At 49.1% G+C, this 12,035-nt stretch carries 12 protein-coding genes and 1 tRNA gene; 1 reads left to right on the top strand and 12 read right to left on the bottom strand.

Annotated features, from left to right (window positions below):
• Nucleotides 1–5: 5 nt before the first annotated feature.
• Entirely contained in the window at nt 6–689 is a 684-nt protein-coding gene (locus BN3279_RS14255) for a DUF421 domain-containing protein (RefSeq protein WP_059054409.1), read from the bottom strand.
• A gap of 264 nt (nt 690–953) precedes the next feature.
• Here BN3279_RS14255 and BN3279_RS14250 point away from each other — a divergent pair, with 264 nt between their 5' ends.
• Entirely contained in the window at nt 954–1,346 is a 393-nt protein-coding gene (locus BN3279_RS14250) for a TIGR04086 family membrane protein (protein WP_059051865.1), read from the top strand.
• Between the two features lie 58 nt (nt 1,347–1,404).
• Here the strand turns inward: BN3279_RS14250 and yajC are convergent, their stop codons facing one another.
• The 11 genes from yajC to BN3279_RS14195 all read right to left on the bottom strand — a co-directional run bounded on the left by yajC (nt 1,405) and on the right by BN3279_RS14195 (nt 11,882).
• Nucleotides 1,405–1,713: a preprotein translocase subunit YajC gene (gene yajC, locus BN3279_RS14245; protein WP_059051864.1), complete on the bottom strand. Its 309-nt coding sequence runs from the start codon at nt 1,711–1,713 to the stop codon at nt 1,405–1,407.
• A gap of 37 nt (nt 1,714–1,750) precedes the next feature.
• On the bottom strand, nt 1,751–2,890 hold the full coding sequence (gene tgt / locus BN3279_RS14240) for a tRNA guanosine(34) transglycosylase Tgt (protein ID WP_059051863.1): 1,140 nt from the start codon (nt 2,888–2,890) through the stop codon (nt 1,751–1,753).
• Nucleotides 2,891–2,934: 44 nt separating this feature from the next.
• A complete protein-coding gene (gene queA / locus BN3279_RS14235) occupies nt 2,935–3,963 on the bottom strand; it encodes a tRNA preQ1(34) S-adenosylmethionine ribosyltransferase-isomerase QueA (protein ID WP_059051862.1) in 1,029 nt (342 codons plus the stop codon).
• A gap of 8 nt (nt 3,964–3,971) precedes the next feature.
• Complete coding sequence (locus BN3279_RS14230) at nt 3,972–6,020, bottom strand: SpoIID/LytB domain-containing protein (RefSeq protein WP_059054407.1); 2,049 nt, start codon at nt 6,018–6,020, stop codon at nt 3,972–3,974.
• 118 nt (nt 6,021–6,138) lie between these two features.
• Nucleotides 6,139–7,143 (bottom strand): Holliday junction branch migration DNA helicase RuvB, encoded by a 1,005-nt coding sequence (gene ruvB, locus BN3279_RS14225; RefSeq protein ID WP_059051861.1) that lies wholly within the window; start codon nt 7,141–7,143, stop codon nt 6,139–6,141.
• A gap of 33 nt (nt 7,144–7,176) precedes the next feature.
• Nucleotides 7,177–7,800, bottom strand: a complete 624-nt coding sequence (gene ruvA, locus BN3279_RS14220) for a Holliday junction branch migration protein RuvA (protein WP_059051860.1) — start codon at nt 7,798–7,800, stop codon at nt 7,177–7,179.
• On the bottom strand, nt 7,797–8,300 hold the full coding sequence (gene ruvC / locus BN3279_RS14215; RefSeq protein WP_059051859.1) for a crossover junction endodeoxyribonuclease RuvC: 504 nt from the start codon (nt 8,298–8,300) through the stop codon (nt 7,797–7,799). Before ruvC ends, ruvA begins: the two co-directional genes overlap by 4 nt.
• Nucleotides 8,301–8,522: 222 nt before the next feature.
• The gene (locus BN3279_RS14210) at nt 8,523–9,182 is read right to left on the bottom strand and encodes a BofC C-terminal domain-containing protein (RefSeq protein WP_232436859.1); all 660 of its coding nucleotides are present in this window, start codon (nt 9,180–9,182) and stop codon (nt 8,523–8,525) included.
• A gap of 173 nt (nt 9,183–9,355) precedes the next feature.
• The gene (locus tag BN3279_RS14205; protein WP_059051857.1) at nt 9,356–9,826 is read right to left on the bottom strand and encodes a GNAT family N-acetyltransferase; all 471 of its coding nucleotides are present in this window, start codon (nt 9,824–9,826) and stop codon (nt 9,356–9,358) included.
• 92 nt (nt 9,827–9,918) lie between these two features.
• A tRNA-Pro gene (locus BN3279_RS14200) sits at nt 9,919–9,992 on the bottom strand.
• 90 nt (nt 9,993–10,082) lie between these two features.
• Nucleotides 10,083–11,882 carry a glycoside hydrolase family 2 protein gene (locus BN3279_RS14195; protein ID WP_059051856.1) on the bottom strand — a complete coding sequence of 600 codons (1,800 nt, stop codon included), beginning with the start codon at nt 11,880–11,882 and terminating at the stop codon, nt 10,083–10,085.
• Between the last annotated feature and the right edge of the window lie 153 nt (nt 11,883–12,035).

The following is a 12,035-nucleotide window of genomic DNA, read 5'->3' as shown; positions in this document are numbered from 1 at the left end:
CAGACTTAACGGTACTCGTCCAGTGCGTTGACATATAGTTTGCCCGTATGATCAATACTGCAAAAGAATACTTGTTTGAAATCAGCGAGGCCTTTGGCTTGAATTTGCTGCTTCAGCCAAAAACGCGTCTTCCCGATTTGTCTCAAATTATCGTCATTGACCTTGCCATCCATAATAAGGGGTAACGGCAATGCCTCAAATTGCACCTTCTGAAGGGCGGAACGTGAGACACCCTTGCCTTTGCTGTTGGCCCCTTGGCCAGATTGGTTGTTATCGTTATTCTTGGGAATTACGCTAAGCTGTCCACTCGTTTCCAACACCGCAAATTCGACATCTGCAATATTGTCAATCTTCTCGGAGCGGAGCTGCATCAGCAGATCGTCCAGATTATAACGTTGTTTCTTCATCACATCTTGATTGATTTGCCCATTCTGTATAATAACGCTAGGCTTTCCATCAAACCACAAACGTACCTTGCGGTATCTTAAGGAAAGCAGGGAGATGACAAGTTGTATCAACATCAACGTCAGCATGGGAATGATTCCGTCCGACAACGGACGGTTCATATCTTCCAGCGCAAGGACCGCAATTTCCGCAATCATAATGGAGATGACAAAGTCAAAAATCGAGAGTTCCCCGATTTCTCTCTTGCCCATAATGCGCATCACGCCAAACACAAGGAAATACATCAGTACGGTACGAAAGATATGCTCAAAGGCATGCTCCACGGAAAATCCCTCCTTGGCTAGTCAGCGGTCGCCTTAAACGGCAGTATTCGTATTTTGGCTCCATAATCTTGGTTCCATGCGAGCTAAGGTTGCTCAAAATGCGGGACAACTACCCTTTTTTCCCTAAAAATAATTGTCCACCTCTTGTACTAATGAAACAAGCTTGACCATAAAATGGGATATAACGCCAGTTAGCAAGTTTTAAAGACAAGGAGGACGATAGCCATGCAATTGCTTCGCCGTTTCTTCGGATTCCGTCTGACTCAACCTACGGTAGCGGGACTGTGGTACGGATTTTTGTGGATGATGATCGGGGCACTCATTTTATCATTACTGCTGCAAGGCGAGCTTGTAGAGGAGCTGAAATTAGGTTTATTTGCCTATATTGTGCACGGGATAGCCGTATTCTTCGGAGGGATGGTATCGGGGAAGCGCGCCCAGCAAAAAGGATGGTATCAAGGAACCTTGACTGGCTTCCTCTATGTGCTGTTACTGCTTATCATTAGCTTTCTCGCCTTGGATCATTCGCTTGGCTTTCAAGATTGGTTGTTAATGATACCGGGAATGATCATCGGGGCAGCCGGAGGCATTCTGGGTGTCAATTTGAGTCGTAAATAAGCAAAAGAGTACAAAAAAAGAGCCTGAGATCAGGCTCTTTTTGCTTTGATGCCGTCGCTTAGGACGGATCTTTTACACTATGGCTGATTGCGCTACGATCAAAGGTTAGCTTGGTCACATCGTTCACACGAATAACCACCGTATCCGCCGTCATTTCCATAATCGTACCGTGCAATCCACCAATGGTGACGATTTTATCGCCCTTGTTCAGCGAATTAAGCATGGCTGTCCGTTGATTTTGCTTCTTCTTCTGCGGACGAATCAGCAAGAAGTAAAATACGGCAATCATGATAACGAACGGAATAATCATTTGAATCAGTTGGCCAGTTCCCCCAGCCCCAGCTCCACCTGCTGCTGCATAAAACATTGAATTTCCCCCTTTCACTATTTACCTATCATCTTGCTTAGAATCCTTTGTCATTGCCAAACAGACCGTACTGCTCAAAGAACTCATCCCGGAAACTCAATAGCCGATCTTCCATAATCGCCTGACGCACCTTCTCCATCAACTTGATCAAGAAATGCAGATTATGGTATGTAGTCAACCGTAGCCCAAATGTTTCATCAGCTTTAATCAGATGTCGCAAATAAGCTCTCGAATAATTCCGACATGTATAGCAGTCGCATTCCGGGTCAAGCGGTCCAAAGTCATTGGCATACTGAGCATTCCTCACCACTAGCCGTCCTTGGCTGGTCATCGTCGTGCCATTACGCGCAATTCGGGTCGGCAACACGCAGTCAAACATATCAATACCGCGAATCGATCCTTCAATCAACGCATCCGGAGAGCCAACGCCCATCAGATAACGTGGTTTGTCCGTCGGCAACAATGGAACGGTATATTCCAACACCTCATACATCAACGGTTTGGGCTCACCTACACTCAGTCCACCAATAGCATACCCCGGAAAATCCAGGGAAGTCAAATCTCTGGCGCTTTGCTTACGCAAATCCTCATGCATGCCCCCCTGAACGATGGCAAAGAGCCCTTGGTCATGGGGACGAGCATGACTCTGCAAGCATCTCTCTGCCCAGCGAGTCGTCCGTTCTAACGAATTTTTCACATATTCATACTCCGCCGGATAAGGTGGGCACTCGTCAAAGGCCATCATGATGTCGGAGCCTAGCGCATTCTGAATCTCCATTGCAACCTCGGGAGACAAAAACAGCTTGTCTCCATTCAGATGGGAACGGAAATGAACGCCCTCTTCCGTAATTTTCCGCATCTCGCTAAGCGAGAACACTTGAAAACCGCCGCTGTCTGTAAGAATCGCCCGATCCCAGTTCATGAATTTGTGCAATCCACCAGCTTCACGAATAATCTCATGCCCTGGACGGAGGAATAGATGGTACGTATTGCTCAAAATAATTCGAGCTTCCATCTCCTTCAATTCCTCAGGACTCATGGTTTTTACCGTGGCCTGTGTTCCGACCGGCATAAAGGTCGGTGTGTCAAAGGAGCCATGCGGTGTATGCACCCGCCCTAGCCGGGCTCCTGATTGCTTACATGTCTTGATATGTTCATAAGTAATTGCTGGTGCCAATCTGATCAACCGTCCTCTTCTTTAAGTCCGAGTTCAACAACCTCTTAATAAATAAACATCGCATCTCCAAAGCTGAAGAAACGGTATTGCTGCTCAATTGCCTCCTGATAAGCCTTCATAATATACTCCCGGCCTGACAGGGCACTCACCAGCATGACCAAGGTGGACTTGGGTAGATGAAAATTGGTAAGCATCGCATCTACAAGGCCAAATTGATACCCTGGGTAGATAAAAATATCCGTCCAGCCACTGCTAGCTGTAATCGGTGCTGATCCGCATTTCTGTGCCACCGTCTCCAGGGTTCGTGCCGAAGTCGTACCGACAGCAATAACTCTGCCACCCCTGGCCTTTGTTGCATTGAGTTCCTCAGCCGTTTCCTGGGGTAACACGTAATACTCTTCATGCATCACGTGATCTTCCACACGTTCAACCGACATGGGACGGAAGGTTCCAAGACCAACATGCAAGGTAAGGAAGGCCACAGTGACCCCCTTCTCCTTGACCCGGTTCAGCAGATCTTCCGTAAAATGCAAGCCTGCCGTGGGTGCCGCTGCCGAACCTTCATGCTTGGAGTAAACCGTCTGATATCGCTCGCGATCATCCAATTTCTCCTTAATATAAGGAGGAAGTGGCATTTGCCCCAAGCGATCCAGAATTTCATTAAATATCCCGGTGTAATGGAACCGTAAAATCCGGCCCCCCATATCACTTTCCGATTCCACTGTAGCCCGTAATTCCTCACCAAATACGATAACAGCTCCAGCCTTCAGCTTTTTCCCGGGTTTGACCAGCGTCTCCCAACGATCCTCGCCGAGGCTTCTGAGCAATAACACTTCCGCCTTGGCACCGGTATCCTCTTTAATACCGAACAACCGCGCCGGAATGACTCTCGTATCGTTCAATACCAACGTATCGCCGGGCTGTAAACAATCCAAAATATCCGAAAACTTATGATGCGAGATCTCCCCATCTTGCTTATTTAAAGTCAACAAACGAGAGGCAGTGCGATCAAGCAAAGGGGTCTGGGCAATTAATTCCTCAGGAAGCTCAAAATCATATAAATCCACATTCATTTATTTATTCATTCCTTAACAATAGTCACATTTTGGTAATAGTGTTGCAAAATCGCTTGATAATCATACCCGGCATCGGCCATTCCCTTAGCACCCCATTGTGAGAGTCCCAATCCATGACCATTACCCTGGCCTACAAACATGAAGCGATTGCCTGATTCTACGACACGAGCCTGTTGATCACTTCCCATGACCACCATGCCACCGGAGCCTGCAGTTGTCTTGCCCGTAGCCGACAGAACCGTTGTCCCGGAAGCCGCCTCTGTCGTAGCCGTTCCTCCGGCACCTTGTACAGTATAACGTCCGGTCGGAACAATATCAAATAGCGTGCTGGGCAGTCCATTTAATGCGGAACGGAAAGCGTCCGGATATCTCACGTCAAGCACTTGGCCGTTAGCCTTGATTTGTGTAACCCTACCTGACGGGCCTCGCCCAGTAACCTCCAGATTGGAAATGGTAGCAGGGGGTTCGGTTGCCGTCTTGCCCTTCAGTGTTTTCAGTAATTCCTCTGAAGTGAACGGGCCACGGATCCAGGCATAGCTGCTGGACTCCTGGACTTTGTCCAGTACAATTGCCTGATCACCGGGATTCAACTTCCCGATGGGTTCTACATCGGATTGAATCAACGGCAGCTTGCGAACCATCACATTGCTGGTCGTTACCGTCAACTGCGCTAGTCCCGCCGAATTGGTCGCGCTCATAGCGACATTATCTTCTCGTACATATCCCGTTAGTCCGCCAGATAGCAATACATGATACCAGGATTTTAACGATGCCTGAGCTGCCGTGTCTTCGGTGCTGGCAACGCTGGCATAGACCGAATTCACATTTCCCCATACCTCGGTAGCATCGGCGGTCACTCCACCGCTGTTCGAAGAGAAAATTCCTTCTACAATATTGCCACCTGCCACCAGCACTTCACCCGCTGTGCCATCAACGGCCTGGGTAATACTAGCGGCTTCCTGATTTGTACCATAGTACACCTGGCTTAAGGTGGTATCCACCAGTCCCGCCACCTTGAATTTGTTCAACCCCGCATTATACAGAGCATAGCTGCGAGCGGCAACGGCCTGAGCCTTGAGCGCCTCCTGCGGCCAGGAGGAAGGAACTTCTCCCGCCACCACCGAGTACAAATATTGCTCTAGCGGCACTTCATTAACCAAGGCCAGTTGCCCATTTACCTGGCTAATTTCGAAATCTCCACGATACTTGCGATCGGAGCGTTCCACAAGCTGAAGCGGGGCATTCCCCTCATCCCGAACTAGAAGCTTGGCTCCTTCTCCATGAAGCTCATAATGATTGACAGCATATGGAGTATCCAAATTCAAAGTTACATCCCGATGCACGATCAAGGCTGGCACCACAGACTGGACGGGAGTGAAGCTAATTCCCGGATGCTGGCTGCCCAAGCTGGCTTGCAATGCAGCTTGAGCAGCAGGAGTCACCGCTCCACCAACCCATACCGCATATTGCTGCGGTCCGGTCATCACAGCATAAGCTTCCGCTTGTCCACCGTTAAGAGTCCGACTTAAGCTCTCGGCCTCCCCAAGACTAGCAAAGGAACCTGCGGAGACATATAATCCCCCGCGTACCTCTGGGGTGCTGCCCCCAAGGGAGCCGGCCAAAGTCTGTCCTACACGGCCAACCGCCGTCTGCGCTTCCCCTTCATTGGCATAAGGGCCCGTATATACACGGTATACCGTTCCTCCAGCCTGTTCTACCGCATAGGCCACCGGCTTGTCCACGCTGCCTTGCAGCTTCTTAATCGCAGCAGCGACCGTCTTCCAGTCGGCACTCTCCAGCGCCTTTACCTTCAGACCGCTAACACTAAAACGCGCCGCTTCACCTGCACTGAAGCGAACCCATGGCTCCCAGACTGCATTCACAGAGAACCCCGCCTCCGCTATAGCCGCTGTCTTCAAAGTCACCGCTGGCGCTGTTGATTTATAGGTGTTGCCAAGATCCAGGTACATAGCTACGCGCACCAACGTTGTATCCGAACCATCTGCCGACGCCGGAAGATGTAGCGCTCCAGCCAGCATCAACCCGGCCAGCATTCCCTTCCCCCATTTGGCCCATGTTGCTCTGCGTTGTCTTTCCTTCAATCCGATTCTCCTCCCTTATCCTTCTGGCAAGATATGTCCTTCCCTGACAGTTCTTCGCATTCGCCCAGACTTAAGGAGATTCGGGCAACGGCAATCCCAAATGCTGATAAGCAGCCGCTGTAACCATCCGCCCCCGTGGCGTCCGTTGCAGGAAGCCAATTTGCAGCAAATACGGTTCATACACGTCTTCAATCGTCTGACTCTCTTCACCGATGGTTGCCGCAATCGTATCCAGGCCCACCGGTCCTCCGCGAAAACTGGTAATCATGGCATGCAGCATTTTATGGTCGATCATATCTAGCCCCATCGGGTCAACCCGAAGCATTTGCAACGCTTCCTTGGCTATTTCCATGGTAATGATGCCATCACCGCGAACTTGGGCATAATCCCGTACACGCCGCAGCAAACGATTGGCAATACGCGGGGTTCCCCGTGATCGTAGCGCGATTTCTTCAGCCGCATCACCAATCATCTCAATTCCGAAAATATCTGCTCCTCGCGATACGATAAAGCTGAGTTCATCGGTCGTATAAAATTCCAGACGGCTAACTACGCCAAAGCGGTCCCTCAGCGGCGCAGATAACAGTCCGGCCCGCGTCGTCGCTCCAATCAGAGTAAATGGAGGTAAATCCAAACGCACCGAGCGTGCGCTTGGTCCTTTGCCAATCATGATATCAAGCGCGAAATCCTCCATGGCCGGATACAGCACTTCTTCGACCGAACGGTGAAGCCGATGTATCTCATCGATAAAGAGAACGTCGCCTTCCTGCAGATTGGTCAATAGCGCAGCCAAATCGCCTGGTCGTTCAATCGCCGGACCCGACGTTGTCCGCAAGTTGACCCCCAGTTCGTTGGCAATAATATTGGCGAGTGTGGTCTTGCCAAGCCCTGGCGGCCCGTACAACAGGACATGGTCCAGTGCTTCATTACGCATCTTTGCCGCTTCAATATATATTTTTAAATTTTCTTTGATCTGATTTTGTCCGATGTATTCCGCCAGGTACCGGGGCCGCAAACTCAGCTCCACAGCCTGGTCGTCCATCATCAGGTTAGCGGAAATAATCCGGTCATCCATGATGCTATCGCGCCTCCTTTCCTAATTCCTCAATCATAACCCGGCATACAGTAGCTTCAAGGCCTTCTTCATGACCAGGTCAACGGCTTCGTCAGGCCCGATATCATCCTTCAAACGTTGCCACACCCGGTCGAGTTCTGTGTCGGTATAACCTAGCGCCTTAAGCCCTTCCCGCGCCTCGGGCCATCCAGGAATAGCCGAGTCGTCTGCCGCTTGCTCTCCAAGCTGCGGGGAACTGAATAAGGTGGTCTCACCCAGACCCTCCAGCTTGTCCTTCAGATCCAGAATCATGCGCTGCGCTGTCTTCTTGCCAATCCCAGGCAGCTTGGTCAGGAACGCAATATTCTCCTGATGAATCGCCGCTACGACATGCTCGGGGCTTCCACCGCTCAAGATACCTAACGCTACACGCGGTCCAATTCCCGTCACATCAATCAGCTTGCGGAATAGCTTCTGCTCTTCTCTGCTAGAGAAGCCGAATAACAAGGTGGCATCTTCACGCACATGATAATGGATATAAATTGTTACGGCATCGGCTTCCTTGGCCGCAAAGGCATACGGATTTGGACAGAACACCCGGTATCCTACCCCTTGTACATCCAGCACCACATATTCCGGTTCCATATGGGCTACTTGGCCCCGCAAAAAATCGATCATGAACGCAATACCTCATTTATTTTAGATTTTAATGTGTATGAATGCGCGTGGCATATCGCTACAGACAAAGCATCCGCTACATCATCCGGCTTAGGGATGGCCTGCAACTTTAGAAACATCCGGGTCATCTCCTGAACCTGGCGTTTCTCTGCCTTACCATAACCCACAACGGCCTGCTTCACCTGCATTGGTGTGTATTCCGATACAGGCAAGCCCTTTTGCACTGCCGCCAGCACCATCACCCCACGCGCTTGGCTAACAGACATCGCCGTAGTGACATTGCGGTTGAAGAAGAGCTTCTCCAGCGCCACTTCATCTGGCTTGTATTTATCAATTAATTGTACGATTCCTTCATAGACATGCAGCAGTCTTTCTTCCTCCGGGGTATGCGCTTCGGTCTGAATGCAGCCATATTGCACCGGCACGACCTTACTCCCCAATTTATCAATGAATCCAAACCCCACAATGGCAATGCCGGGGTCAATTCCGAGTATACGCAAGGCTCATCTCTCCTAATTGTTGCTGAACTCCCGTATGTTCCTGTGCAGAGCCCGGCCCTTCAAAGCGAACATATGTATTCACTTTATTATAGCAAAAGATCACGGCAATTGAGGAAAAAGTTTGTATTTGTCACCACCAGACGTGCGTACGCGCAAAAAAAGACGTTACGTGAGTAACGTCTCTTCTCTGTTAAGCTATTCGGTTCCCAAGCTGGCCTGGATTTACGGCCTGTCCTCCTGTTGCATAACCCTCTCCGAGGGTTCAATCGCAAAATCACTAAAGGTCGAGAGTACGCTATTGTACTCTTCAACATCCTGAATGCGGATGCCCTGCTGCAATTGCTTGATGACATCAGCCGGCAACGCGCTCTCCATCATTTCCACATCCATTTGAAAAAAGGTACGGATGACTTTCTCCTTCTTCGGTGGTCCTTCAAACAAGGTTAAATTACCATCCTTGTCCACACCAATATATCCGTTATCCTTACATATATCAGATAATCCGGTCACTCTCTCGTCAATCCAGACATCGCCTCCGGCGCCAAGTCTTCCCTCCCAGGATGGATGCTGTTTGATCAAAGTGGTGATCTCCTGCGGCGTCATAATTCCAAGTACACTGCTCTCTTCCCCGCAAGTATATATTTTCGTAAAGTGGACGATGCGCGTACGGTTGTCTTTCTCCAGATCCAGCAGCCATTCCGGCGTAACCTCGGAAGCCGACTCCTGCCACAAGCTTAACGTCTCCATCGCCAGCGGCTCGCCTGTCATCAGTTCTTCCATCTGGTCGGATAAGGGCAACCCCAACCAGGCCATCAAGGCAACAATCGCACAGGCTCCTGCCGTCCAGATCGCACGTCTCCACTTTTTCCAACGTTTCTTCAAATGTTTTTTTATATGAAAGATGCTCACCATGATCCCCTTCTATCACTCTTTATTCTTACTCTATATTGTGACCGACAGTCAGGGGGTTTATTCAATCCATACTTGCTTGCGGCAACAAAAAAACAACCCTCGCCAAGCGTGGTTGTCTTTAATCGACCATAATATAATGCTGTCTATGATTTGTTATCGGCGACTGTCTTGTACATAAGATACGCATGGTCATTCAGAATCATGGGGGTTACTGTACCTTCATAAAAAGACGTAGGCTCCCCGACGATTTCCCCGCCCATCTTGCAGATGATGTTCACCGTGGCGTCCCTTGCATCCATATAAATATCCTTCACTTGCTGCGAAAATAAATCATCCAGCGAAAAGCGGGCTAATTTCGTACCAATCTGCATACCCCGGTATTCCTTCCGAGTTGCAAATCTGCCCCAGTGGATTTCATGGTTTACTTCCCAGGCTGCTACGGCTCCAACCATTGCTGAGTCTACCAGCGCACACCACCACTTAGGAGATTGATCAGCCGTTAACGGAATCATGGTCGAAGGAATGCTTTGTTCCCCATGGAAGACGTCCAGTTGTAGCTGGTGAATATTCTCCAAATCGCCAGGGGTAGCTCTTCTTAAGATAAGTTTGTCCATAATTACATCCTCTTGTTTTATGCCTTTATATCTATAAAAAAGAAAGAAGTCGATTTAGATACAATCAACTTCTTTCCATCTGAAACTTATAATCGGGACGACACGATTTGAACATGCGACCCCCTGGTCCCAAACCAGGTGCTCTACCAAGCTGAGCTACGTCCCGCTATTAGAATGTCTCCTGTTTTCTCTTTCGAAAAAATCAGGTCACTTTTCCTATTATAGCGAACGCAGGGAAATAGTCAAGAATATTTTTCTAATCTCTATAAATATGATGAACTCTACGCGTGTTGACCTCGCGAATTTTGTCTAGTGATACCTTAGGCTCCCGCGTCTCCGTCAGCAGTCCGTTCACTTCTTCCTGCACATCGGTAATTTGCGTGAAGCAATAGCCGGCAATGAACGGAATGGCCTGAATTGCCCCCGTGATGCTGCCGAATCGCTCCAGGAAGGCTTCCTCGGAATCAACCTGATTGCCATATCCCCAGCCGCTATTCGTACGGAACGCTATGCCTCCATATTCACTAATAATGATGGGTTGCCCCTGATAACGATAGCCGTTTGCGAAGGGGAACTTCCATTCATTAAACGCACTGTGACCTCCGGTAATGGAATCCTTATCCTTATACGTCTCCAGGAAATCCTCTCCCCGTTCTACATAATCATGCAGGGTGAGGATATCAGATACCGTGTGCTCCCAACCATCGTTAGTGATTACGGGACGATAAGGATCAAACGCTTTGGTCAAATGATAGATCCCCTCGGTGAACTTCTGCTGCCGCACATCATGCCCAACATTCACGATTCCCCAAGACTCGTTAAACGGTACCCAGGTTATAATGCAGGGATGGTTATACTGCTGCTGGACAACCTCAAGCCACTCTTTGGTGAAGCGTTCTACCGCCTCATCGTTAAATTCATAGGTAGCCGCCATTTCCGACCACACCAGCACGCCCTTCACGTCACACCAGTAGAGAAAACGGGCATCCTCCACCTTCATATGCTTGCGCAAGCCGTTATAGCCCATCTCCAGAATCAGGTCAATATCCTGAATGAGCGCTTCCTCGGACGGTGGAGTGAGATGACTGTCCGGCCAATACCCCTGGTCCAAAATCAGTCTTTGATAGAGTGGGTAGTTGTTGAGCAGAATTTGCCCATCCTTAATCGAGATTTTCCGCATGCCGAAATAGGAGCCTACCCGGTCGATTTCTTGCTCCCCATCATACAATACGAATTCCACATCAAACAGATTAGGTTTTTTAGGCGTCCACATGCTCTCCAGCCATGGGCCATTCGTTTCGTGCAGTACGCTCGCTTCCGCAGTTAATCGGCTGCGATTAACCGAGAGACTCCATGTAGTCACAGGCCGTCCCTTGAAAGTAATCTCCGCCTCCAGACGAAGATTAGTCTTATCTTCCACCCCATGCATATGAAAATCAAAACGAACCATGTGACGATCAATCTCCGGCGTGATTTTCACAGATTCTATCCGGGTTTGCTCTACGTATTCCAGCCAGACCGTCTTCCAAATCCCCGTAGTCTGAACATAAGAGGTTTCGAAGTTATGCCCGGAATAACGTTGTTTGCCTCTTGGTTGCATCGGATTATGACCATCCTCAACCTTCAGTACGATTTCATTCTCGGCGTCCTTCACCAAAGAATTTGTGATGTCAAAAGAAAATCTGGCGTAGCCGCCTTCATGTTCACCAACCCACCGGCCATTGACCCAGCAGGTTGCTTTATAATCAACGCCCTCAAAATGCAGAAGGGTTCGTTTTCCTTCTGATTCAGGCGCAAGCTTCCATTTTGTACGATACCAAACCTGAGAATGAACCTCTTGATCATCAATCCCGCTCGCTTTTGTCTCATACGTAAACGGAACAACTATCTTTTGAGCAGTTGGGAATTGGTCCATCCACCGCTGCGCATCTCCCACCTTAGAGTCATCGAAGCAAAAATCCCAAACTCCGTTTAAGTCCAGCCACTCCTTGCGAGTAAACTGAGGTCTCGGGTAGTTTTTCATGTAAAATTTGGTTGATGGTGTGCCTGTGGTCATTAATACTTGGCCTCCCTGTTGATGTACAGTAGTCGTTGTTTTAATGGCTTATCCATTTATCTTAAGGATTATAGTGCTGTATGTATGAATAGTCAACGAAATATGTTCAGCAGAAAAACAAGATTTTTACCCTGAAAAATAGCGGGCTCCCCA

This window comes from Paenibacillus senegalimassiliensis (assembly GCF_001486585.1).
GTDB lineage: Bacteria > Bacillota > Bacilli > Paenibacillales > Paenibacillaceae > Fontibacillus > Fontibacillus senegalimassiliensis.
Note: the sequence above shows the minus strand (reverse complement) of the source record. Positions and strands in the feature narration are given on the sequence as shown.